This is a genomic window from Phytohabitans kaempferiae (assembly GCF_042433955.1).
Lineage (GTDB): Bacteria > Actinomycetota > Actinomycetes > Mycobacteriales > Micromonosporaceae > Phytohabitans > Phytohabitans kaempferiae.
Map to the genome: position 1 here is coordinate 406126 of NZ_JBHLUH010000039.1, position 22901 is coordinate 429026.

Genomic DNA, 22901 nt, shown 5'->3' on the forward strand with positions numbered 1-22901 from the left:
TTTCAAACCAACCGACGGGTCGATTAAAGAGGATGCCTGGAATCTAGGGACCTGCCATAAGTCCTGTCAACACCACGGCTTCCTGACCCCCGCGATAACCAACCATCCGGATGGTTGACGCGCTCAGTGGCCGAACCAGAGGCTGTCGTACCCCATCTCCTCGGCCGCGACGCAGATCCGGGCCGCGGTGGCGGCGTCGAACCAGCGCGCGTAGTTGGGAAGAGCGAGTCCGAACCTCATCCGCGTGCCTCCGGTCTCGTGCGCGTGGGAGTGGGAAGCCGCGCCACGCGGTGGATCCAGCCCTCGCCGAGATGGTTCACCGCAACCGGATCTCGCGCAAGGTTGGCCGGCGGGGATGTTTGGTCTATCGTTACCCACCACCCGGTTGGGATGGAGGCTGACGTGTCGTACGACAACCTGACAACGGTCGCCGGACACCTGCGGGCCCGGCTGGAGAAGGACGCCGACCGCGACCTGGCAGCGTGCGGTGGGGAGTGGCGCAGCGTCGGCGCGGTGCACGACCGGGCGGTGCGACTCGCCGCGGGTCTGTACGAGCTGGGCGTGCGCCCCGGCGACCGCGTCGCGTCGATGATGCCCAACCGGGACGAGGCGGTGGACCTCTTCTTCGCCTGCGCGGTGCTGGGCGCGATCCAGGTGCCGCTCAACGTCTTCCTCAGGGGCGAGTTCCTGCGCTACCAGTTGGCCGACGCCGAGCCGGCGCTCGTGGTCGCCGACGACGCCGCCCTGCCGCTCATGTCCGAGGTGCTGGCGGGTCCGGGGCTCTCCGGCGCGCGGCTCGTCGCGCTCGACGACGCCGGTGCGGACAGCGGCGCGGTGCCGTTCGGCGACCTCTTCGCCGACCCGGTGCGGAGCTGGCCCGACCCCGGCCCCGACGACCTGGTCGCCGTGCTCTACACCTCCGGCACCACGGGGATGCCGAAGGGCTGCATGATCAACAACGGCTACCTGACGCACATGCCGAAGGCGCACATGATGCACGGCTGGTTCAGGCCGGACGACACGTCGATGTGCCCGCTGCCGCTGTACCACGGCTTCGCGCTCAGTGCCCTCATGGACGGGGTCGTCGCCGGCTGCCGGGTCAGCTTCGACCCGGTCTACAGCGCGTCGATGTTTCTCAGCCGGGCGCGGGAGATCGGGGCGACCCAGTTCTTCGGCGTCGGCGCGATGGCGGCCGCGCTGCTCGCGACCCCGCCGCGCCCGGACGACACCGAGCACCAGATCGACCGGGCCATCTTCATCCCGCTCGCCCCACGGGTCCAGCGGCAGATCGAGGAGCGCTTCGGGATGCGGGCCATCTGCGAGGGGTACGGCCAGACCGAGGTGCTGCCCGCCACGATGGGTGACGGCACCTCCGGCGGCCTTCCCGACCGGGCCAGCGCCGGCCGCGCCCTGCCGTGGCTGGACGTGCGGGTGGTGGACGACGCCGACCGCGTACTGCCGCAGGGGGAGACGGGCGAGGTCGTGGTCCGGCCGATGGAGCCGTACTCGATGTTCGCCGGCTACTGGCGCAAGGAGCGGGAGACGCTCGAAGCCTGGAAGAACCTCTGGCACCACACCGGCGACCTCGGCTTCTTCGACGGCGACGGCGCGCTCTACTTCGTCGACCGGAAGAAGGACGCGCTGCGCCGGCGCGGCGAGAACGTCTCCTCGGTCGAGCTGGAGCTGGCCATCCTGAAGCATCCGGCGGTCGCCGAGGTGGCCGTGCACGCGGTCCCCGCCGGCGTACGCGAGGACGAGATCAAGGCGTGCGTCGTGCTCCGGGACGGCGAGCGGGTCGAGCCGGCCGAGCTGTTCGAGTACTTCCGCCGCAACCTGCCGTACTACGCGGTCCCGAGGTACGTCGAGCTGCTGGACGAGCTGCCGAAGAACGCGGTGGCGCGCGTGCTCAAACACCGGCTCCGGGACGGCTGGGACACGCCCGGGACCGTGGACTTCCAGGCGCTCGGCCTGGTCATCGAGCGGAGTGAGCGGCGATGAGCGAACCTACCGCCGGCACCGGGCCGCTCGCCGGCCTGAAGGTGATCGAGCTTCAGGGCCTCGGGCCGGGCCCGTTCTGCGCGATGCTGCTGAGCGACTTCGGCGCCGACGTCGTACGGGTCGAGCGCGCCCAGAGCGTCGCCGCCGCGCAGGGGCCACCGCCGCCCGACGTGCTCGCCCGGGGCCGGCGCTCGATCGGCATCGACCTCAAGTCCCCGGACGGGGTCGAGACGCTGCTGCGCCTCGTTGACCGGGCGGACGTGCTCGTCGAAGGGTTCCGGCCGGGGGTGACCGAGCGGCTCGGCGCCGGCCCGGATGCCTGCCTGGCGCGCAACCCCCGCCTGATCTACGGCCGCGTGACCGGCTGGGGGCGGAGCGGGCCGTACGCGCCGCACGCCGGCCACGACATCAACTACCTGGCCCTCGCCGGCGCCCTCTGGTCGATCGGCCGCGACGGCGAGGCGCCGGTGGCACCGCTGACGTACGTCGGCGACTTCGGCGGCGGCGGGATGCTGCTCACGATCGGGATCTGCGCCGCGCTGGCGGAGCGGGCCTCGTCCGGCCGGGGGCAGGTGGTCGACGCCGCGATGGTCGACGGCGCCGCGCTGCTCAACAGCTTCATCTACGGGATGCGCGCGATGGGCATGTGGGGCGAGGAGCGGGGCCGCAACCTGCTCGACACGGGCGCGCCGTTCTACGACACGTACGAGACCGCCGACGGCAAATGGGTCGCGGTCGGCGCGCTCGAACCGCACTTCTACCGCAACCTTGTCGACACGCTCGGGCTGGACGGCGTGCCGCGTACGCCGCCCGGTCCGGAGGGCTGGCCGGCGCTGCGCGCCCGGTTCACCGAGGTGTTTCGCACCAGGACCCGGGACGAGTGGTGCGACCTGCTGGAGGGGGCCGAGGCGTGCTTCGCGCCGGTGCTCTCGCCGTGGGAGGCGCCGGCGCATCCGCACAACGCCGCCCGCGAGACGTTCGTGGAGAGCGACGGGATGGTCCAGCCCGCGCCGGCGCCGCGCTTCAGCCGTACGCCCGCGCGGATCGCCGGCCCGGTGCCGTCGCCCGGCCAGCACACCGGCGAGATCCTCGCCGAGTGGGGCTTCGCGCCGGAGGAGATCGAGAAGCTGCGCGCCGGCGGCGGTGTCGCGTGAGGCGCCGGCGGCGCGGTGGAGAGGACGCCCTGTGACTACTGTGGACGGTGTTTTCCGCGAGCGGCTGGCGGCGGAGCCGGATACACCATTCGTGACCTGTGGCGGCGACTGGCTCACCTTCGCCGAGCTGGACGAGCGCACCGACCGGTTGGCCACCGGACTGGCCCGCCTCGGCGTGCGCCGGGGCGACCACATCGCCTCGATCCTGCCCAACCGCATCGAGACCGTGGAGCTGCTGCTCGCCGTCGCGAAGCTGGGCGCCGTCCAGGTGCCGCTCAACTACTTCCTCAAGGGCGACTTCCTGGAGTACCAGCTCAGCGACTGCGGCGCGAAGTTCCTCATCGCGGACGGGCCGGGGTACGACGCGGCGGCCGGGCTGCTGGGCGGCACGTCGATCGCCGAGACCGTGCAGGTCGACGCCGGCGCGGGCGGCACGGTCGCCTATCCGGAGCTGTTCGGCGAGCGCTCGACGTTCGAACCGGCGTCCCGCCCCGGCGACCTGCTGACCATCATGTACACCTCGGGCACGACGGCGGTGGCGAAGGGCTGCATGCTCAGCACCGGTTACTTCGTCGCGGTCGGCAAGGCGTACGGGATGCGCAACTGGGTCGTGCCCGGCGACCGGATGTACACCGGCTTCCCGATGTTCCACACCAGCGGGCAGATGGTCGCCTTCATGAGCGCGCTCGTCAACGGCGCGTCGATCGGCATCGCGCCGGAGTTCCACGCCTCGTCGTTCATCCGCGAGGCGGCCGAGCTAGAGGCGACGATGCTGGTCGGCGTCGGCGTGATGGCGAACATGATCCTGGAGCAGCCGCCGAGCCCCGACGACGGCGCGCATCCGTTCCGGCTCGCCTCCTGGGTCCCGCTGCCCGAGGAGCGGCAGCGCGCGTTCGAGGAGCGCTTCCGGACGCCGGTCATGTCCGAGGGGTACGGGCAGACCGAGTGCGTGCCGGTGACCAACAGCGACCCGTACGGCGTCCGCAAACGGTCGTCGTCGGGACAGGTGTCGCCGCTGCTGGACGCGCGGATCGTCGACGAGGACGACAACGAGGTGCCGGTGGGCGAGCCCGGGGAGATCGTCGTCCGGCCGAAGGTGCCCAACGCGATGTACAGCGGCTACTGGAACAAGGCGGAGAGCTCGGTCGAGGCGTGGCGGAACCTCTGGCACCACACCGGCGACTTCGGGCGGATGGACGAGGACGGCATCATCACGTTCGTCGACCGCAAGAAGGACGTGGTGCGGCGGCGCGGGGAGAACGTCTCCTCCCTGGCGCTGGAGGCCGTGATCCGGCAGCATCCGGCCATCGAGGACGTGGCCGTCTGCGCGCTGCCGGCGAAGATGGGCGACGACGACATCAAGGCGTGCGTGGTGCTCGCCGCCGGTGCCGCGCTGACCGCGCGGCAGTTCTTCGACTTCATCCGCGACAAGGTGCCGTACTTCGCGGTGCCGCGCTACGTGGACGTGCGCGACGCGCTCCCCACCAACGCCCTGGGCCGCGTGATGAAACACGTCCTGCGGGACGAGGGCGTTCGGGCCGGCACGTGGGACCTGGACGGCCTGGGCCTGGTGATACCGAAGTCGGAACGGCGCGTCACGGCGGCGACGTGACCCCCGCCGCCTTTACCGACCGGTTGGTTGACTACGGTCGGCGGCCGGCATACCGTCGGGGTCGGTGGCGTACTCGCGGCGCGCCCCGGCCGGCGTCGGGAGCCGCGCGGATGGAGGGACGGGCGCGTGAAGACCGTACTCGGTGACGAGCAGTTGGCTTTCCTGGCCGAGCTGCGGGCCTATCTCGACGGTCTGGATCCCGAACTGGTCGCGGCGACCCGGGCGGAGAACATCGAGGACCCGATGCAGCCGCGCGAGCACGGCCGGCGGTTCCTGAAGCGGCTGGGCGCCGACGGCTGGCTGGGCGTGGCGTGGCCGACGGAGTACGGCGGGCAGGGCCGCACCGCGATCGAGAGCTGGCTGCTGGCCGAGGAGCTGTACAGCCGCCGCCTGCCGAACGGGCTGCTGACGCTCAACGCGATCGGCCCGACGCTCATGCTGGTCGGCACCGCGGAACAGAAAGCCGAGTACCTGCCCCGCATCCGGGCCGGCGAGCTGGAGTTCGCCATCGGCTACAGCGAGCCGGACGCGGGCAGCGACCTGGCCGCGCTGCGTACCCGGGCGGTGCGCGACGGCGACGAGTACGTGGTCAACGGCCAGAAGATCTGGACCACCGGCGCCTCCGTGGCGACACACCTGTGGCTGGCGGTCCGCACCGGCGCGCAGGAGGACCGGCACCGCGGCGTGAGCCTGTTCGTCACGCCGATGGACACTCCCGGCATCACGATCACGCCGATCATCACGCAGGGCGGCGAGCGGACCAACGCGGTCTTCCTCGACAACGTGCGGATACCGGTGAGCCAGCGGATCGGCGCGGAGAACGAGGGCTGGTCCGGGATCGTGACGGCCCTCAACTACGAGCGGATGTTCTACCACAACGAGCCCCGCTGGGAGCTGCGGCAGCTGACCGACTGGGCGGCCGCCGAAGGGCTTCTGGAAGGCGACTCGGCCGAGGCGCACGCGTTGCAGACGGTGGTCGGCGAGCACGCCGTCGACGTGGAGATCTGCCGCCTCTTCGCGCTGCGCGGCGCGCGGATGCTCGCCGAGGGGCACGTGCCGCACGCCGAGGCGTCGGTCAACAAGATCTGGTGGGGCGAGCTGCGCCAGCGCATCTGCGACACCGGCCTCGACCTGATCGGCGAGGACGGGACACTCGCCACCGGCTCGGCGTACGCGCCCGCGCACGGTCACCTGGAGCATGGCCTCCGCTCGTCGCCGGTGTGGCGGTTCGGCGGTGGCACCAACGAGATCCAACTCGACATCATCGCGACGCGCGGTCTGGGGATGCCACGATGATCGACACCGACCTGACCGACGAGGAGGCGCTGCTCGCCAAGACGGCGCGGAGCTACTTCGCCGACTTCGTCGACAACACGTACCTCAACCAGCAGGAGGAGTCGGAGCTGGGCTACGAGCCCGAGCGCTGGCGGCAGATGTGCGAGCTGGGCTGGACCGCGGTCAACCTGCCCGAGCGGGTCGGCGGCGCGGGCGGCACGCTGGCCGAGGCGGGCGTCGTGGCGCGCGAGTACGGCCGGGCCGCCTTCGCCTCCCCGCTGCTCCAGACCCTGCGCGCCGGCACCGCCATGGACACGCTCGGCGGCGAGGTCTTCGACGGGCCGCTGGCCCGGATCGCCTCCGGGCGGCCGGTCGCGCTCGTGGCGCCGCCGGACCGGACGGTACGGGCCGACCCGCTCGGCGACGGCGGCTACCAGCTCACCGGCCCGGCCACGGTGGTCGAGTGGCTCGGGCAGTGCGACGAGGCGGTCCTGCTGCTGCCCGTACCGGCCACCGAGAGCTGGCTCTGCGCGCTGGTGCCCGCCGCCGAGCTGCGCGACCGGTCCACCGCCGAGCCGAGCGTCGACAACGAGCGGGTCGCCCGCCTGGAGCTGGAGGGGCTCCGGCTGCCCCGCGCGGCGGTGCTGGCCGACCAGATCACGCCCCGGCGGGCCGAGTACGCGCTCGCCCGGGCCAACCTGCTGCGGGCCAGCGCGATGGTCGGCGGCTGTGCGGCGGTGGTCGAGCAGAGCGCGCGGTACGCCAAGGAGCGCGTGCAGTTCGGGCAGCCGATCGGCGGCTTCCAGGCGGTGCGGCACCACCTGGCCCGCATGGTGATCGCGCTCGACGCGGCCCGGCTGGCGTGCAACGAGGCGCTGACCCGGGCGCGGCCGGACGCGGACGAGGCGGCGATCGCCGCGGTGGCGCTCTTCGCGGCGGGCCGCTCGTACGTGGAGATCGTCCTCACCGCCGCGCAGGTGCACGGCGGCGTCGGCACGACGGTCGAGCACATCCTGCACCACCACTACCTCCGGGCCAAGGCGATGCGGCTGCGTGGCGGCAAGCGGGCCAACCGGCTCCGCGAGATCCACGACGCGCTGGTCGTACGCGGCGAGGGGAGCCTGTGGTGACGGCGGGAGTGTCGCGGTGACCGTACGGGGACGGGTCGCCGTCGTCACGGGGGGCGGGCGCGGGCTGGGCCGCGCCACCGCGCTGCGCCTCGCGGCCGGGGGCGCCGACGTCGCGGTCCTGGCCCGCTCCGCCGACCAGGTGGAGGCGGTCGCCACCGAGCTCCACGCCGCCGGGGTACGCGCCCTGGGGCTGAGCGTCGACGTCACGGCCACCAGCGAGGTCATCCGTGCCCGCGACCGGATCCTGGCGCACTTCGGGCGCGTGGACATCGTGGTCAACAACGCCGGCACCGTGCTGTACAAGCCCTTCGTCCCGCTGCCCGGCGGGAAGGGCGCGCATCCGGACTTCGACACGCCGGTCAGCGACGTCGAGTGGAACGGCGTCATGGAGGTCCACGTCGGCGGCGCGGTGCGGATGCTGCGCGCGTTCGGCCCCGAGCTGCTCGACCGACGGTACGGCCGGGTCGTCAACGTGGTCTCCAACGTGGTCCGCCGCACCGTGCCGTACACGAGCGTGTACGACACGGCGAAGGGGGCGCTCGTGCAGCTGACCCGGTCGCTGGCGCGGGAGTGGGCGCCGTACGGCGTGACCGTCAACGCCGTGGCGGCCGGCCACTTCGAGACCGAGATGAGCCGGCCGCAGTTCGAAGACGAGGAGACCCTGCGGAGGCTGCTGCGGCGCGTACCGATGCGGCGCACCGGCGAGCTTGACGAGTTCGCCGCGCTGGTCGTACACCTCTGCGGTGAGGAGAGCGGGTTCGTGACGGGCGAGACGATCGGCATCGACGGTGGTGAGACGCTGTGACGGCGGCGCCGGAGCCGAGGCACGAGCTGCTGTTCATGTGCGCGGACACGGGCGCGGTCGTCCGCCTCACGGGGTCCGGCCGGGCGCCGCACGTCACCGTCTTCCTGGCCAGCGGTGAGACCCTCTGGGGCCTCGCCGGTGCCCGGGGCAGCGGGCTCGCGCGTGTCGGCGACGGCCGCTCCGAGCTGCGCGTGTCGGCGACCGCCGCGCTGTTCACCGCTCCCGCCCACATCGTGCGGGACGAGCCGCCCGCCGCCCGGCCGGTGCCGGTCAACCTCGCCGTGACGGTCGAGCCGTCCGGCGTGCCGGTGGCCCTGCCGGGCCGCTCGCCGCGGACGGCCGCCGTGGTCCAGGCCACCGGGTCGCTCGGCGTCGGCAGCGTCATCTACCGGGTACGCGGGGCCGGCTGGGCCTCGTCGCTGGCGGCCGAGGCCGGTGAGCCGTACGGAAGCCGCGCCCGTGCGGTCTTCCAGGACCGGTCGGCGGCGTACCTCACGGACGGGCCGGACGCCGCCGCGGCGCTCACGCGGTACACCGACCTCCACTCGGCGCCTGTGGACGACTTCGTGGTGCGGGGCCCGGAGCGCGGCCCGGCGCACCGCCTGCGCTGCGCCGTCGGCGGGCGCTCCCCGGCGGTGGTCGCCGGCGAGCTGCGCGACACCGAGCAGTACCTGACGGTCGCCGAGCCGGCCCCCGACGGTGCCGGCTGGGCGTGGTGGAGCGCGACGCCGTTCGTCTTCGTCCGGTCCGGCGTCACCGGCCTGGGGCTGGTCGAGCGGACCGTCCGGTCGGCCTCGGCGCAGGTGCCGCCGGCGGCCGAGGGGCTGCCGGATCCGTACTGACCGCGTCCTTTCCTCGGCGATGCGAAAGGCCAGGCCCGTGGGGCCTGGCCTTTTGGCGTGTGCGGCTCAGCCGGCAGCGGCGATCTCCGTGCTGGCGGTGTACGGCTTGTCCGAGTAGAACTGGCGGGACCAGCGGCGGAAGCGCGCGTAGTGCTCCTCCTCGCCGCCGGCGAAGGGCGGATGCTCGACGTAGCGCTGGTTTTCCCAGATCGCGAAATCGCGGCGGATCTGGCCCTTCTGGAACTCGATCATCCGGGCTGCCCGGCCGGTGGCCTCCGGCTCGCCGTCCTGGCGGTTGACCGTGATGGTCTCGAAGAGCTGCGAATGCTCGGTGTCGACCGGCGTCGCCGCGGTGAGCTGGTTGGTGATGAAGTTTTCCAGCACGAACCGCGCGTTGGACAGCCCCAGCCCCCACGCCTCGGTCTCGATCTCGCCGAAGACCGGGCCGTTCGGCGTCATCCAGGTCGCCTTCTTGCCGTGGCCGTAGACGAAGCCGACGCGCGTGTGCAGGTAGTGCTGGTCTTCCTTCCAGAGCAACGGCGTGCCCGGCTGGCCGGCGCCGTGCACCCACATGAAGTGGTAGTAGTCCGGCGTGTTCTCGACCGGCGACTGTGGAATGATCTTCCGGATGCCGACGTGGTCGAGCGTGATCGGGTAGTTGTTCACCTCGTCGATGAACTCGGGGATGCCGGGCCACTCCCAGAAGGGCTCGCGGCCGAACGCGTCGTACCACACCAGGATCAGCCCGGCCACCTCACGGGTCTGCCACCGCTTGAGGCCGACGCGCCGGCGCTCGTCGCGGGCGTAGGGGATCTCGGACAGCTCGCCGCCAGCCGTCCACAGCCAGCCGTGGAAGGGGCACTCGATGCACTCGCCCTTCACCTTGCCGCCGTAGCCGAGGTGCGCCCCGAGGTGCGGGCAGTGGGCGTCGAGCAACGACACGTCGCCGTCCTCGGTCCGGAAGAGCACCAGATCCTGGTCGAAGTACTTGGCGGGCCTGACGTCCCCGGGCTGCAACTCGGAGGAGTACCCGACCTGGTACCAGCCCGTCGGGAAGACCGTGTAGGGCCAGTCCTTCATGCCGTTCTCCCATTCGTGGAAGGATAACCAACTACTTGGTTGGTATAAAATCACTCGGTGCTCGGTTCGTCAACGTGTGGCGTGTTACTGGTGGCGCCGATCAGGGTCTATGGTCACTGCTGGCCCGCGCGCAGGGCGACGAAAAGCCCATTGGCTTCGGCGCAGAGCCGCTCGCCGTCCCGCAGCGCCGCGTGCAGGCGGCGTTTGCGGCCGGACTCCTCGACCAGCCGCACGTGCACCGAGAGCGGCCGGCCGACCGGAGTCACGCTGCGGAAGTCGACGTTGAGCGCGGCGGTACGGGAGCGCGGCCGGCCACCGAGGTCGGCCAGCCGCCCGAGCGCCTCGTCGAAGAAGAGCGTGACCGCGCCGCCGTGCACCGCGCCGTTGCTGCCGGAGTGGAACGCCCCGAAGACGACCTCGCCGCGCAGTTCGGTCGCCGTGTGCTCGACGCGGCGCAGCGGCGGGCAGAGCGTCTGCCCGCGCCCGGCGACGTGCAGGAGCCGGCCGTAGATTTGCTCGTCGTCGCCGACCGCGTGCCGGGCCAGCACCTGCCGGGCGCCGGCGAGCAACGCGGTCACCTCGGCCACCGCCTCGGCGGGCGGTACACCGGTGGCCACCGCGTCCTGGAGCCGGCGCATCTCCTCGATCATGCCGACCCAGCCGGGCGCGGCCCGCTGGTGCGCGCGTTCGCTCCACTCCCGCCAGAAGGGGGCCAGCGTCTCCTCGCCGCGCTCGACGCCGGTACGGCCGCCGTCGACCACCTCAGACCAGCTCGAGGATCGTCGCGTTGGCCTGTCCGCCGCCCTCGCACATCGTCTGGAGCCCGTACCGGATCCCGTTGTCGCGCATGTGGTGCACCAGCGTGGTCATCAGCCGCGCGCCGGAGCCGCCGAGCGGATGGCCCAGCGCGATCGCGCCACCGTTGGGGTTGAGCGCCTTCGGGTCCGCGCCGATGTCGGCCAGCCAGGCCAGCGGCACCGGGGCGAACGCCTCGTTCACCTCGAACGCGCCGATCTCGTCGAGCCGCAGCCCGGACCGTTCCAGCGCCTTTCGTGTGGCCGGAATCGGCGCGGTGAGCATGATGACCGGGTCGCTGGCGGCCAGCACCGCCGTGTGTACCCGAGCCACCGGGGTCAGCCCGAGCTGGCGAGCCTTCTCGCTCGTGGTCATCAGCAGCGCGGCGGCCCCGTCGGAGATCTGCGAGGAGTTGGCCGCGGTGATCACGCCGTCCGGCTTGAACGCGGTGCGGAGCTTGGCCAGGCCCTCCACCGTGCCGCCGCGGCGCACGCCCTCGTCCCGGCCGACCACCGTGCCGTCGGGGAGCGTGACCGGCGCGATCTGCGCGTCGAAGCGCCCTCCGTCCTGCGCCGCGGCCGCCTTCTCGTGGCTGCCCAGCGAGAACTCGTCGCACCGCGTACGGGAGAAGCCCCACCGCTCGGCGATCATCTCCGCGCCCAGCCCTTGGTTCGGGGCCACGCCGTAGCGCGCGGCGAACCGCGGGCCGTACGGGTCCGCGTCTCCCACCGTGCTGCCCATCGGGACCCGGGACATCGACTCCACGCCGCCGGCGACCACGACGTCGTACTGGCCGGCGACCAGCCCGGCGGCTGCGAAGTGCACGGACTGCTGGCTCGAACCGCACTGGCGGTCGAGGGTCACCCCGGGCACGGTCTCCGGCCAGCCGGCCGCGAGCGCCGCGGTGCGGGCGATGTCGAACGTCTGCTCGCCGACCTGGTCTACACAACCCCAGATCACGTCGTCGACGAGGCCGGGATCGATCCCGCTCCGCTCGGCCAGCGCGTCGAGCACGTGGGCCGACAGGTCGACCGGATGCACTCCGGAGAGTGCCCCGTCGCGCTTGCCCACCGGTGTCCGGACGGCCTCCACGATCACCGCATCTCGCACTTCCAACCCCTTCCGTCGCCGCCACGGCGAGCCACTCTCGCGTGTGCGGGCGCCTCTGCGTTAACCAACCAAAAGGTTGGTTAACGCTAAGGTTGGGATGCGAAGCGCGTCAAGGCGGCCCCGGCTCGTGGTGGGCGGGGGTCAGCGCGTGGTGGCGCGCGGTCCGCGGGCCGTCAGCGCGACACCGCCGCCCTTGCCCGCGGCGGGTGCCTCCGGCGCCGCCTCCGGGGCGCGGATGCCGTTCATCACGAAGGCGGTCACCTCCTCGATCAGCGGCCCGTCGCCGCGGGCGTTCGTCGGCCGGCGGTACCAGCTCGGCAGGTAGGCCAGGAGCCCGATGATCGAGTACAGGATCGTGGAGGGCGTGACCTCCCGGAACTCGCCGGTGCGCGAGCCCTCCGCCAGCAGCGCCTTGACGGACTCCTCGTACCGGTAGATCCGCTGGCGGATCGAGCGCGCCTGCTCGGCCGGGAGCCGCTGGTCGATCCAGGGCACCTCCTGGAAGAAGACGACAAGCTCGTCCTGCTTGGTCGCGACGAGGGCGACCTGCTCCCGCACGAACAGCCGCATCCGGTCGTATCCGCTGCCGGTCAGCGGGACCCGGGCCAGCAGCTCCAGCGTCGTGTCCACCTGCTCGGACAGCAGCTCGTAGAGGATCGCGCTCTTGGCGGGGTAGTAGTGGTACAGCGTCCCCTTGTTGAGCCCGACCTCCTCGGCGATCAGGTCCATCGTCGCGGCGAGATAGCCGTGCTCACGGAAGATCCGAGCGGCCGTCGTGCGGACGTCGTCCCGACGTGACGGCCTAGGCATGACGTGCCACGCTCCGCACCAACGCCTCCGTATGTCCTGCGCTGACCCGGCAACTTCGGGCCGAAGCGAGTGTAACCGACCAACAAGTCAGGTTCGTTTCGTCTCCGCGTGTGCGCCCGTCCCCCCTTGCAAACCGACCGGATGGTTGGTTATAAAGAGGCGTCGAAGGGGGTCGTCATGGACCTGGAGCTGACTCCGGACCAGCGGGACGTCGCCGAGGCGTTCGCGCGGGTCTTCGCCCACGACTCCCCGAGCGAGCGCGTGCGCGCCGCCGAGGAGGCCGGGTTCGATCCCGCCCTGTGGAAGGTGCTCGCCGGCATGGGCGCGGTCGGCATCGCCGTCGCCACGGACGACGGCGGCAGCGGCGGCGGTTTCGTGGAGCTGGCGCTCGTCGCCGAGGAAGCCGGGCGGCGGCTCGCCTGCGCGCCCGTCGTCGAGGCCGCCGTGGCCGCGCGCCTGCTCGCCGACGCCGGGCTTGGCGACGTCGTCGCGGACGCGGTCGCCGGTGAGCGGGTCGTGGTCTTCGCGCCCCGGCCGGCCGAGGCCGGTGTCGCGCGGCTCGTGCCGGCCGGCGCGGTGGCTCGCGCGGTGGTCGCGCTCGACGGCGACGAGCTGGTGCTCGCCAGCGGCTCGCCCGGCGAGGCCCTGCGCGACCTCGGCTTCCTGGCCGCCGCGGACCGCCCGCTCGGCGGCGCGGGCGTGGAGCGCCGGGTCCTGGCGACCGGGGCGCGGGCGCACGAGCTGTGGCGCCAGGCCCGGGACCGGTGGCGGCTCGGTGCGGCCGCGGCCTGCGCCGGCATGGCCGCGGAGGCGCTGGAGATCGCCGTGCGGTACGCGGCCGAGCGCCAGCAGTTCGGCGTCCCGATCGGGTCCTTCCAGGCGCTCCAGCAGCCGCTGGCCGACGCCGCCATGGCCGCCGACGGCGCGCGGCTCGTCACGCGGGAGGCCGCGTGGCGGCACGACCACGGGCTGGACTCCTGGCCGGCCGCGGCGGCGGTGGCGTTCGCGCACTCCGCCCAGGCGGCGGTGCGCTCGGCCGAGCTGTGCCTGCACGTGCACGGCGGCTACGGGTACACGCTGGAGTACGACGCCCAGCTCTACCTGCGCCGGGCCAAGGCGGTCCGGCTGAGCGCCGGCGACCCTGACCTGCTCTGGGAGGAGATCGGGGCGGCGGCCATGACCGGGGGTGAGCTCTGATGGACTTCTCGCTGGACGAGCGGGCCGAGGCATTCCGCGCCGAGGTGCGCGACTTCCTCCGCGAGCACCTGACCGACGAGGTCCGCGCCCGCGTGGCCGCCTCCGGCACCTACCACGACCGGGAGTTTCACCGGGCGGTGGCAGAGCGGGGCTGGATCGGCGCGGGCTGGCCGGTGGCGGACGGCGGCCAGGGGCGCGACCGCGCCGACCTGGACGTGCTCTACGAGGAGATGGCCGCGGCCGGGGCGCCGGTCGAAGGGCTGTCGGTGACGCTCATCATCGCCGAGACGATCCGGCGGGTCGGCACACCGGAGCAGAAGGAGCGGATCCTCGGCCCGGTACGGGAGGGCCGGCTCGTACTCAGCCTCGGCTACACCGAGCCCGACGCCGGCTCCGACCTCGCCGCGGCCCGCACGCGGGCGGTACGCGACGGCGACGGCTGGCGCATCGACGGGCAGAAGAACTTCACGACCCACGCCCACGAGGCGGACTACGTCTTCCTGCTGGCGCGGACCGACCCGGAGGCCGCCAAGCACGCCGGGCTCACGATGTTTCTGGTGCCGACCTCGGCCCCCGGCTTCTCGCTCTCCCCGGTGCACACGCTGAGCGGCGAACGGACGAACCTTACGTTCTACTCGGACGTCCGGGTCGGGGACGAGGCCCGCGTTGGCGCGGAGGGTCAGGGCTGGGAGATCGTCAGCCTGGCGCTCGCGTTCGAGCGGGGCGGTGAGTTCGCCGCGCAGCTGCGCCGGTTGGTGCACGCCTCGGTGCGCTGGGCGCACGCGGCGGGCCGCACCGACGACCCGCGCCTGCTGCGCCGCCTCGGCCAGGTGGTCGCCGCGACGAGCGTGGCCCGGCTGCTCGGCGCGCGGGCCACCTGGCTGCGTTCCAAAGCGGGCGCGGGCGCGGTGGAGGGCGCGATGGCGAAGGTGTACGCGACCGAGGAGCTGCTGCGCGGATCGGGCGACCTGCTCGACGCGACCGGCGCCGACGCGCTCCTCGGGCCGGAGACGCCCGACGCGCCGGCCGGCGGCGAGTTGCAGCACCTGTACCGGGAGGCGCAGATCTCCACCATCTACGGCGGCACCAGCGAGGTGCTCCGCGGCGTCATCGCGGAACGCCGGCTCGGCCTGCCGCGCGGCCGGCGCCGCTGACCCGCTGTCCACAAGGGAGCCGATCGCGCTCCCTATGACGAACATGGGAGAACCAACCTTGACGACTCAACTGCGCTTCGACGACCGGGTAGCGATCATCACCGGTGGGGGAGGTGGGCTGGGCCGCTCGTACGCCCGGCTGCTGGCGTCCCGCGGGGCGCACGTGGTCGTCAACGACATCGACCGCAAGGACGACAACGGTCTCACCCCGGCCGGCGCCGTGGCCGCCGAGATCACCGGCCAGGGCGGCTCGGCGATCGCCCACGACGGCTCCATCGCCGAGCCCTCGGCCGGTCCGGCGGTGGTGCGCACTGCGCTGGAGGCGTTCGGCCGCGTGGACATCGTCGTGAGCAACGCCGGCATCGTGCGCGACCGCTCGTTCGCCAAGATGTCGGACGAGGAGATCGGCGAGGTGCTCGACGTGCACCTGCACGGCGCCATCGGGCTGACCCGGGCCGCCTGGGGCGCGATGCGGGAGCGCCAGTACGGGCGGGTCGTCCTGACCACCTCGGTGGCCGGCCTCTGGGGCAACCGGGGACAGGCCAACTACGCCTCGGCCAAGGCGGGGCTGGTCGGGCTCGGCCGGACCCTGGCCATCGAGGGCGCGAAGTACGGCATCCTGGTCAACCTCATCTCGCCGGGCGCCGCGACCGGCATGACGGCCGCGCTCCTGCCCGAGCATCTGCACGAGCGGATGTCCCCCGAGCACGTGGCGCCGATGGTCGCGTACCTCTGCCACGAGTCGTGCTCGCTGACCGGCGAGATCCTCTTCGCCGCAGCCGGCCGCTACGCCCGCGACCTCATCATCGAGACGGCCGGCTACGAGAACAACGCCGCCACCGTGGAGGACATCGCCGACCACCTGGCCGACATCATGGACACCACCTCGTGGAGCGTCCCGTCCCAGGCGGTCCAGCTCCCCTCGGACTGAAGTACGCCGGTGTTGCGCCACCAGGCGGCGGTACGGGTAAAGTCAACCGGATAGTTGGTTAAGAAGGTGGCCGTGACCGACCAAGCGGTCATGTGCCCACCGACCAGTTGGGGTCAGTCGTTCACCGTGGAGCGAGCCATGCCGACAGAAGCGACAACGAGGTCACGGCGGCGGATAGGGCCGCTTTCGGACTGGACCGCCGAGGGCGGTGACGAACTGCTGACCGAGTCGGTGCCGCGGCTGCTGGCCCGCCAGGCGGCGGCACACGGCGACCGCCCGGCGCTGTGGCGGCCGGACGGCGACGGGCTGACCCCGGTGACCTACGCAGAGCTGGCGTCCGCCGCCGAGACCGTGGCACGGGCTCTCGCCGGCCGGGTCGCCCCGGGCGAGCGGGTCGCCGTCTGGTCGCGCAACAGCGTGGAGTGGGTCGTCCTGGAGTACGGCTGCGCGCTCGCCGGGCTGGTGCTCACGCCGTTCAACACCGCGTGGACCGACGCCGAGGTCGACCACGCGACCCGGCTCACCACGCCGGCCCTGGTCTTCGCCGGCACCGGACCGACCGGCGACAGCCTGGTCCCGAGGGCGGCGGGCGTCTGCGGCGCCGACGCGGTGCTCGACCTGACCGGCCTGCGGGAGTGGGCGGCCACCGCGACCGCCGGGCAACTGCCCGTGGTGGGCGCGGAGGACCCGTTCCTCATCCAGTTCACCTCCGGCACCACCGGCCGCTCCAAGGGCGCGGTGCTCACCCACATGGCCGTCCTCAACGCGGCCCGCGAGCGCAACCGGCGGGACGTCATCGGCCCGAACGACGTGTGGCTCAACCCCGTCCCGTACCACCACATCGGCGGCTCCTGCTTCGTCATCCTCGGTGGCCTGGTCGACGCCGGCGCGTTCGTGGTGGTCGAGAAGTACGCGCCGGCCGAGACGATGCGGCTGCTCGACCACGGCGTGGTGACCCGGATCGGTGGCGTACCGACGATGGTCATCGACGCGCTCCAGCACCTCGGCGAGCAGGCCGGTGCGGCCGGGATCAGGTCGGTGGCGGTCGGCGGCGCCACCGTCACGCAGCACCTGGTCGAACGGATCCGGCAAACGCTGGGCGCGCCGGTCATCAACACGTACGCCCAGTCCGAGTGCCCCGCCATCACCTCCACCGACATCCACGACGACTCGGCGACGATCGCCGGCACGGTCGGGCGGCCGGTCGCCGGCGTGCACATGAAGGTGATCGACCCGGCGACGGGGGAGACCGTCCCGATCGGGGTCGTCGGCGAGATCGTGACCCGCTCGCCGTACGTGATGCGCGGCTACTGGGGCATGGCCGAGCAGACCGCCGACGTACTGCCGGCGGACGGCTTCCTGCGCACCGGCGACCTCGCCTCGATGGACGAGTACGGCAACGTCACCTTCCAGGGCCGGGTCCGCGACGTGATCATCCGCGGCGGCGAGAACGTGTACCCGGCCGAGGTGGAGGAGCTGCTGGCCGCCCATCCGGGGGTCGCCTCGGCGGTCCTGGTCGGCATCGACGACGAGCGGCTCGGTGAGCGCGTGGCCGGCGTGGTGGTACGCGCGCCCGGCGGCGACGTGACCGGGGAGGCGCTCGCCGAGTACCTGCGGGACTCCGTGGCCCGCTTCAAGATCCCGGAGCTGTGGCGTTTCGTCGACGTGCTGCCGATGACGGCGTCCGGCAAGATACGCCGCTTCGTGGTCCGCGACGACACCAACGTGTACGCGACGGCCGCTCGTCCGGGCGACGAATAGGCCGCGAGAGGAGAACTGGATGCCGATCGATCCCGTCACCGCCCTGGCGGCGCCGCCCGCGGTCGAGGAGATCGCCTGGGACGTCGCCGACGTGCTGCTGTACCACCTCGCGCTGGGCGCCGGCGCCGACCCGGTCGACCCGGGGGAGCTGCGCTACGCGACGGAGTCGGGCTCGGTCGTGCTGCCGACGTTCGCGGTGGTCGCGCCGATGCTGCGGGCGACCCGACCGCCGAGCGTGTCGTACCCCGGCGTCGAGGTGGACCTGCGGACGATCCTCCACGGCAGCCAGCGGATCGAGCTGCACGCGCCGATACCCCGGGAGGGGAAGGCGACGACCCGGAGCCGCGTCGCCGACCTGTACGACAAGGGGTCGGCGGCGGTCATCGTGGTCGACACCGAGGCGACCGGGGCCGACGGTACTCCACTGTGGACGTCGAGCATGCGGATGTTCTCCCGGGGCGAGGGCGGCTTCGGCGGCCACCGCGGCCCGGCCGGCCCGCCCGACCCGCCGGCGCGCGAACCGGACCACACGGTCCTCACGCCGACGCTGCCGCAGCAGGCGCTGTGGTACCGCCTGCTCGGCGACCGCAACCCGCTGCACGCCGACCCCGAGGTGGCCAAGGCGGCCGGCTTCCCCCGCCCGATCCTGCACGGGCTCTGCTCGTACGGTCTGGTCTGCCGGGCGATCGTCGACGAGGTGCTGGGCGGCCGCGCGGAGAGCGTGCGCAGCTTCGAGGCCCGGTTCGCCGGCGTGGTCTTCCCCGGAGAGACCCTGCGCACATCGGTGTGGCGTGCCGGTGACCGCCTGCTGTTCGCGGCTACGGTCGAGGAGCGCGACGGCGCTCCCGCGCTGGCCGGAGGAGAGTTGGTCCTGGCCGGAGAGGGTCTGGCCGGAGCGGGCCGGGCGGATGGAGCGGGCCGAGCGGATGGAGCGAGCCGAGAGGGGACAGCGTGAGCATCGTCGTTGAGCGGGACGCCGGCCTGGTCCGCGTCACGCTCGACCGTCCCGAGCGGCGCAACGCCCTCACCTTCGACGGCTTCGTCGAGCTCGGGCGGGTCCTCACGGAGATCGCCGGCCGGTCGGCCGACCGGGCGGTGCTGGTCACGGGCGCGGGCGGGGCGTTCTGCGCCGGGGCGGACCTCTCCGGCGGCGTACCGGAGGAGTCCACGCTGCGCCTGATGGGGGTGATCAACGAGGCCGCCCGGGCGCTGCACCGGCTGCCCCAGCCCTGCGTGGCCGCGGTCGACGGGCCCGCGGTCGGCGCCGGGATGAGCCTGGCGCTGGGCTGCGACATCGTCGTCGCCTCCTCGGCGGCGACCTTCTGCCAGGTGTTCGTCAAGCGCGGGCTCTCGCCGGACTTCGGCAGCAGTTGGCTGCTGCCCCGGCTGGTCGGGCTGCACACCGCGAAGCGCCTGGCGATGCTCGGCGACACGGTGACCGCCGAGCAGGCGCGTCAGCTCGGGCTCGTCGCCGAGGTGACCGCGCCGGAAGACCTCCTCGACACCGCGACGGGGATCGCGCGGCGGCTCGCCGACGGCCCGCCGATCGCGCTGGCCATGACCAAGCGCCTGCTGAACGCCGCGTTCTCCACCGGCTTCGACGACTCCCTCGACGCCGAGGCCGCCGCCTCCGCGGTCAACACCGCCACCAAGGACGTGGCGGAGGCGTTCGCGGCGTTCGCCGCCAAGCGACCGGCCGTCTTCCATGGCCGCTGACCACGACGGGACGCCGTCGCGGGTCATCCCCGACGATCCCGAACGCGACTGGACCGAGCCCGGCGTCTACGAGGTGGCGCCCCGGCTGTACCGGATCCCGCTGCCGCTGCCCCAGGACGGCCTGCGCGCGGTCAACGTCTACGCGCTCCGCGACGGCGCGGCGATCGTCCTCGTGGACTCGGGGTGGGCGGTGCCGGCCGCGCGTGACCGGCTGCGGCGCGCGCTCCACGTCCTCGACGCCGACGAGCACCGGATCAGCCGGATCCTCGTCACGCACGCCCACCGCGACCACTACAACCTCGCGGTGCGGCTGCGCGAGAGCCATCCGCACGTGCGGGTCGGGATCGGCCAGGGGGAGCGGCCCGCGCTCGCGGTCGCCCAACAGCCGGTGACCGAGGGCTGGGGCCAGCTCGCCGACCAGCTACGCCGCGAAGGTGCCGCCGAGCTGGCCAAGGTCCTGGTGGCCGAGGTGCCGGTCGACCACGACCCGGCCGACTGGGCGAGTCCGGACGAGTGGATCGAGGCGCCGTCGGCCGTCACGCTCGACACCGGCACCTGGCGGGCGTACCCGACGCCGGGGCACACGCGCGGACACGTGGTCTTCGACGACGAGGCTCGGGGCGTGCTCTTCTGCGGCGACCACGTCCTGCCGCACATCACGCCGTCGATCGGCTTCGAGCCGAGCCCGACCACCTCCCCGCTGCGCGACTACCTCGACTCGCTGCGCCTGGTACGGGAGCTGCCCGACCGGGTCATGCTGCCCGCGCACGGGCCGACCGGACCGAGCGTGCACGCCCGCGTCGACGAGCTCGTCCAGCACCACGACGTACGGCTGCGGCAGACCGGCGAGGCGGTCGCGGCGGGGTCCACCACGGCGTTCGAGGTGGCCCGGTACCTGCGGTGGACGCGCCGGGCCCGCCACTTCGACGACCTTGACGTGATGAGCCGGTGCCTGGCGGTGACCGAGACGGCCGCGCATCTCGACGCGCTCGTCGGCATGGGCCTGCTCCGCGAGACCGAGTACGACGGCGTCCGGACGTACGGCACGTGACCGTGCACCGACCCGCGGCCGGGCGGGCATGAGGGACAAGGTCGTCTCGGCCGAGCAGGCCGTCGCGCTGATCGCCGACGGCGACGTGGTCGGCCTCCAGGCGGGGCCGACCCAGTGCGCCCCGATGGTGCTCGTACGCGAGATCATCCGCGCCCGTCGGCGTGACCTGTCGCTCGTGTGCCTGAGCGGCGGGCTGCCGGTCGACTGGCTGGCCGCGGCCGGATGCCTGGCCCGGTGCACGTTCGCCGCCATCACGATGGAGCACTTCGGGCTCTGCCAGCGGTTCCGGCGCGGGGTCGAGGCCGGCGCGATCGCCGTCGAGGAGCTTTCCGAGACCGCCCTCTACGCCCGGCTCGGCGCGGCGAGCCGGGGGCTGCCGTTCCTGCCCACACGCGGCCTGATCGGGACCGACCTGCTCAACGTCGGCAACGACGCGCTCGCGGTGATACCGGACCCCTTCGGCGGCCCGCCCGTCGTGGCGTGCCGCGCGCTGCCGCTCGACGTCGCCCTCCTGCACGCCCACCGCGCCGACCGGGCCGGAAACGTCGCGATCGAGCCGAGCCTGCGCCTGCCGACGCTCACCACCATGCCCCGCGCCGCCCGCCGCGTCGTCGTCTCGGTGGAACGCGTGGTCGGGACCGACGAGCTGCGGAAGGCGCCGGACCGGACGATCCTGCCAGGCTTCGCCGTCGACGCCGTGGTGGAGGCACCGCACGGCGCGCACCCCACCTCGCTGTTCCCGTCGTACGACTACGACGCGGGGTTCTTCGAGTCGTGGGTCTCCGCCGCCGGAGACGACGACGCGTGCCGCGCCTTCCTCGACCGGTACGTCCACGGGCCGGGCACGCACGAGGAGTACCTGGCCCTTGTCGGTGGGGTGGAACGGCTGGCCGCCCGATGACCGCCGCTGCCGACTACACCGTCGACGAGCTGATGGTCGCGGTGCTGGCCGCCTGCTTCGACAACGACGACCAGGTGTGCAACGGGCTCTCCTCGTTCATCCCGGTGTGCGCGATCCAGTTGGCCCGCATGACGCACGCGCCCGACCTGGTGTGGATCGCCGGGGCGGCCGGCGTCGACCCGGGCGAGGTCGAGCTGACCGCGTCCACGTTCGAGGCGCCGCTCTGGCGTGACTCGGTCATGTACCTCGAGCACTACGCCGAGTTCTGGGACTACGCGGCCAGCGACCGCTTCCTGCTGAAGTTCTGTGCCGGCGCGGCGCAGATCGACGCGTACGGCAACACCAACAACTCGGTCATCGGCCGGTGGGACCGGCCCAAGGTACGGCTGCCGGGCACGGCCGGGCTCGGGGACATGGGCTCGCTGGGCAAGCAGCTTATCTTCTGGGTCACCGACCACAGCACGCGGACGCTGGTGGAGCGGGTCGACTTCCGCTCCGGGATCGGCTACCTGAACGGCGGCGGCGAGCGTGCCCGCCTGGGCCTGCGCGGCGGGCCGTCGCTGGTCGTGACCAACCTCGCGGTCTTCGACTTCGAACCCGGTTCGGAGCGGATGCGCCTGGCGTCGGTGCACGAGGGGGTCGGCGTGGACGACGTGCTGGCGGCGACCGGCTTCACGCCCGTCGTGCCGGCCGACGTCCCGCGTACCCCGGCGCCGACGGCGGAGCAGGTGCGACTCATCCGGGACGAGATCGACCCGACGGGGTTTCGCAAGCGAGGCTTCCGCTCCGGCCAGGCCCGTGGGGGCGCGTGACGATGGGGCCGGCGGCGGTCACAGAAAGGTGTGGATGAGTCGATGCGGATAGTGGTGTTGGTGAAGCAGGTGCCCGATTCCAGTGCGGAGCGTTCGCTGCGTTCTGACGACAACACGGTCGACCGGGGGTCGGCGAGCAATGTCATCAATGAGATGGATGAGTACGCCATTGAGGAGGCGTTGCGGGTCCAGGAGGCGCACGGTGGTGAGGTCACCATCCTGACGATGGGTCCGGAGGGCGCGTCGGAGTCGATTCGTAAGGCGTTGTCGATGGGTCCGGATCGTGCGGTGCATGTTTTGGATGATGCGTTGCACGGTTCGTGCGCGTTGGCCACCTCCAAGGTGTTGGCTGCGGCGTTGGGCACGCTCAATCCGGACTTGGTGTTGTGTGGCGCGGAGTCGACGGATGGGCGTGTGCAGGTGATGGCGCACATGTTGGCCGAGCGGTTGGGTGTCGCCGCGTTGACTGGTGCCCGGAAGTTGACCGTTGAGGGTGGTTCGTTGACGATCGAGCGGCAGACCGAGGAGGGGTTCGAGGTGGTCGCCGCCTCGACGCCGGCGGTGGTGTCGGTGTGGGACACGATCAACGAGCCGCGGTATCCGTCGTTCAAGGGGATCATGGCGGCGAAGAAGAAGCCGGTGCGGACTCTCGGCCTGGCCGACCTCGGTGTCGCGGCTGGTGAGGTCGGCACTGCTGGTGCTTCGTCGGCGGTGGTGGAGCACAGTAAGCGGCCGCCGCGTTCTGGTGGGGTGAAGGTCACCGATGA

General features: G+C 72.6%; 21 protein-coding genes. 17 read left to right on the top strand and 4 right to left on the bottom strand.

The window, feature by feature from the left end; all coding sequences use genetic code 11:
• The first annotated feature begins 402 nt into the window (after nucleotides 1-402).
• The 7 genes from ACFFIA_RS20335 (at nucleotide 403) to ACFFIA_RS20365 (ending at nucleotide 8816) form a co-directional block, all read left to right on the top strand.
• A complete protein-coding gene (locus ACFFIA_RS20335; RefSeq protein WP_377253094.1) occupies nucleotides 403-1998 on the top strand; it encodes an AMP-binding protein in 1596 nt (531 codons plus the stop codon).
• Nucleotides 1995-3152, top strand: a complete 1158-nt coding sequence (locus tag ACFFIA_RS20340; protein ID WP_377253095.1) for a CaiB/BaiF CoA transferase family protein — start codon at nucleotides 1995-1997, stop codon at nucleotides 3150-3152. Before ACFFIA_RS20335 ends, ACFFIA_RS20340 begins: the two co-directional genes overlap by 4 nt.
• A 31-nt stretch (nucleotides 3153-3183) precedes the next feature.
• On the top strand, nucleotides 3184-4764 hold the full coding sequence (locus ACFFIA_RS20345) for an AMP-binding protein (protein WP_377253096.1): 1581 nt from the start codon (nucleotides 3184-3186) through the stop codon (nucleotides 4762-4764).
• 126 nt (nucleotides 4765-4890) lie between these two features.
• Entirely contained in the window at nucleotides 4891-6060 is a 1170-nt protein-coding gene (locus ACFFIA_RS20350) for an acyl-CoA dehydrogenase family protein (RefSeq protein WP_377253097.1), read from the top strand.
• A complete protein-coding gene (locus ACFFIA_RS20355; protein WP_377253098.1) occupies nucleotides 6057-7169 on the top strand; it encodes an acyl-CoA dehydrogenase family protein in 1113 nt (370 codons plus the stop codon). Before ACFFIA_RS20350 ends, ACFFIA_RS20355 begins: the two co-directional genes overlap by 4 nt.
• Nucleotides 7170-7185: 16 nt before the next feature.
• Nucleotides 7186-7974: an SDR family NAD(P)-dependent oxidoreductase gene (locus ACFFIA_RS20360; protein WP_377253099.1), complete on the top strand. Its 789-nt coding sequence runs from the start codon at nucleotides 7186-7188 to the stop codon at nucleotides 7972-7974.
• Nucleotides 7971-8816, top strand: a complete 846-nt coding sequence (locus ACFFIA_RS20365) for a hypothetical protein (RefSeq protein ID WP_377253100.1) — start codon at nucleotides 7971-7973, stop codon at nucleotides 8814-8816. The genes ACFFIA_RS20360 and ACFFIA_RS20365 overlap by 4 nt, the downstream gene beginning before the upstream one ends.
• A 66-nt stretch (nucleotides 8817-8882) precedes the next feature.
• Here ACFFIA_RS20365 and ACFFIA_RS20370 read toward each other — a convergent pair whose 3' ends face one another.
• From ACFFIA_RS20370 to ACFFIA_RS20385, 4 genes are all read right to left on the bottom strand, one after another.
• On the bottom strand, nucleotides 8883-9896 hold the full coding sequence (locus tag ACFFIA_RS20370) for an aromatic ring-hydroxylating oxygenase subunit alpha (protein WP_377253101.1): 1014 nt from the start codon (nucleotides 9894-9896) through the stop codon (nucleotides 8883-8885).
• A gap of 113 nt (nucleotides 9897-10009) precedes the next feature.
• Nucleotides 10010-10657 (bottom strand): PaaI family thioesterase, encoded by a 648-nt coding sequence (locus tag ACFFIA_RS20375; protein ID WP_377253103.1) that lies wholly within the window; start codon nucleotides 10655-10657, stop codon nucleotides 10010-10012.
• A 1-nt stretch (nucleotide 10658) separates the two neighbouring features.
• Nucleotides 10659-11801, bottom strand: coding sequence for a thiolase family protein (locus ACFFIA_RS20380; RefSeq protein WP_377253105.1), 1143 nt, complete (start codon nucleotides 11799-11801; stop codon nucleotides 10659-10661).
• A 141-nt stretch (nucleotides 11802-11942) separates the two neighbouring features.
• A complete protein-coding gene (locus ACFFIA_RS20385) occupies nucleotides 11943-12611 on the bottom strand; it encodes a TetR/AcrR family transcriptional regulator (RefSeq protein ID WP_377253106.1) in 669 nt (222 codons plus the stop codon).
• A 177-nt stretch (nucleotides 12612-12788) separates the two neighbouring features.
• Between ACFFIA_RS20385 and ACFFIA_RS20390 the strand changes: the two genes are divergently transcribed.
• The 10 genes from ACFFIA_RS20390 to ACFFIA_RS20435 all read left to right on the top strand — a co-directional run.
• The gene (locus tag ACFFIA_RS20390) at nucleotides 12789-13808 is read left to right on the top strand and encodes an acyl-CoA dehydrogenase family protein (RefSeq protein WP_377253107.1); all 1020 of its coding nucleotides are present in this window, start codon (nucleotides 12789-12791) and stop codon (nucleotides 13806-13808) included.
• Nucleotides 13808-14962 (top strand): acyl-CoA dehydrogenase family protein, encoded by a 1155-nt coding sequence (locus tag ACFFIA_RS20395; protein WP_377253109.1) that lies wholly within the window; start codon nucleotides 13808-13810, stop codon nucleotides 14960-14962. Before ACFFIA_RS20390 ends, ACFFIA_RS20395 begins: the two co-directional genes overlap by 1 nt.
• A 58-nt stretch (nucleotides 14963-15020) precedes the next feature.
• Complete coding sequence (locus tag ACFFIA_RS20400; protein WP_377253110.1) at nucleotides 15021-15893, top strand: SDR family NAD(P)-dependent oxidoreductase; 873 nt, start codon at nucleotides 15021-15023, stop codon at nucleotides 15891-15893.
• Nucleotides 15894-15965: 72 nt separating this feature from the next.
• The gene (locus tag ACFFIA_RS20405) at nucleotides 15966-17654 is read left to right on the top strand and encodes a class I adenylate-forming enzyme family protein (protein WP_377253111.1); all 1689 of its coding nucleotides are present in this window, start codon (nucleotides 15966-15968) and stop codon (nucleotides 17652-17654) included.
• Between the two features lie 19 nt (nucleotides 17655-17673).
• Nucleotides 17674-18609, top strand: coding sequence for an enoyl-CoA hydratase ChsH3 (gene chsH3, locus ACFFIA_RS20410; protein WP_377253112.1), 936 nt, complete (start codon nucleotides 17674-17676; stop codon nucleotides 18607-18609).
• Complete coding sequence (locus ACFFIA_RS20415; protein ID WP_377253113.1) at nucleotides 18606-19370, top strand: enoyl-CoA hydratase/isomerase family protein; 765 nt, start codon at nucleotides 18606-18608, stop codon at nucleotides 19368-19370. Before chsH3 ends, ACFFIA_RS20415 begins: the two co-directional genes overlap by 4 nt.
• Nucleotides 19360-20421: an MBL fold metallo-hydrolase gene (locus tag ACFFIA_RS20420; RefSeq protein WP_377253114.1), complete on the top strand. Its 1062-nt coding sequence runs from the start codon at nucleotides 19360-19362 to the stop codon at nucleotides 20419-20421. The genes ACFFIA_RS20415 and ACFFIA_RS20420 overlap by 11 nt, the downstream gene beginning before the upstream one ends.
• Before the next feature lie 28 nt (nucleotides 20422-20449).
• Complete coding sequence (locus tag ACFFIA_RS20425; RefSeq protein WP_377253116.1) at nucleotides 20450-21322, top strand: CoA transferase subunit A; 873 nt, start codon at nucleotides 20450-20452, stop codon at nucleotides 21320-21322.
• The gene (locus ACFFIA_RS20430) at nucleotides 21319-22134 is read left to right on the top strand and encodes a CoA-transferase subunit beta (protein WP_377253117.1); all 816 of its coding nucleotides are present in this window, start codon (nucleotides 21319-21321) and stop codon (nucleotides 22132-22134) included. The genes ACFFIA_RS20425 and ACFFIA_RS20430 overlap by 4 nt, the downstream gene beginning before the upstream one ends.
• Nucleotides 22135-22176: 42 nt before the next feature.
• Nucleotides 22177-22901, top strand: a 725-nt coding sequence (locus tag ACFFIA_RS20435; RefSeq protein WP_377253118.1) for an electron transfer flavoprotein subunit beta/FixA family protein, incomplete at its 3' end; no start/stop codon positions are given.

What these genes read in the sequence shown, in the direction of transcription:
- ACFFIA_RS20340 (WP_377253095.1), top strand. Translation starts at nt 1,995, where the DNA reads ATGAGCGAACCTACCGCCGGCACCGGGCCGCTCGCCGGCCTGAAGGTG.
- ACFFIA_RS20355 (WP_377253098.1), top strand. Translation starts at nt 6,057, where the DNA reads ATGATCGACACCGACCTGACCGACGAGGAGGCGCTGCTCGCCAAGACG.
- ACFFIA_RS20370 (WP_377253101.1), bottom strand. Translation starts at nt 9,896, where the DNA reads ATGAAGGACTGGCCCTACACGGTCTTCCCGACGGGCTGGTACCAGGTC.
- ACFFIA_RS20385 (WP_377253106.1), bottom strand. Translation starts at nt 12,611, where the DNA reads ATGCCTAGGCCGTCACGTCGGGACGACGTCCGCACGACGGCCGCTCGG.
- ACFFIA_RS20390 (WP_377253107.1), top strand. Translation starts at nt 12,789, where the DNA reads ATGGACCTGGAGCTGACTCCGGACCAGCGGGACGTCGCCGAGGCGTTC.
- ACFFIA_RS20395 (WP_377253109.1), top strand. Translation starts at nt 13,808, where the DNA reads ATGGACTTCTCGCTGGACGAGCGGGCCGAGGCATTCCGCGCCGAGGTG.
- chsH3 (WP_377253112.1), top strand. Translation starts at nt 17,674, where the DNA reads ATGCCGATCGATCCCGTCACCGCCCTGGCGGCGCCGCCCGCGGTCGAG.
- ACFFIA_RS20420 (WP_377253114.1), top strand. Translation starts at nt 19,360, where the DNA reads ATGGCCGCTGACCACGACGGGACGCCGTCGCGGGTCATCCCCGACGAT.
- ACFFIA_RS20425 (WP_377253116.1), top strand. Translation starts at nt 20,450, where the DNA reads ATGAGGGACAAGGTCGTCTCGGCCGAGCAGGCCGTCGCGCTGATCGCC.
- ACFFIA_RS20430 (WP_377253117.1), top strand. Translation starts at nt 21,319, where the DNA reads ATGACCGCCGCTGCCGACTACACCGTCGACGAGCTGATGGTCGCGGTG.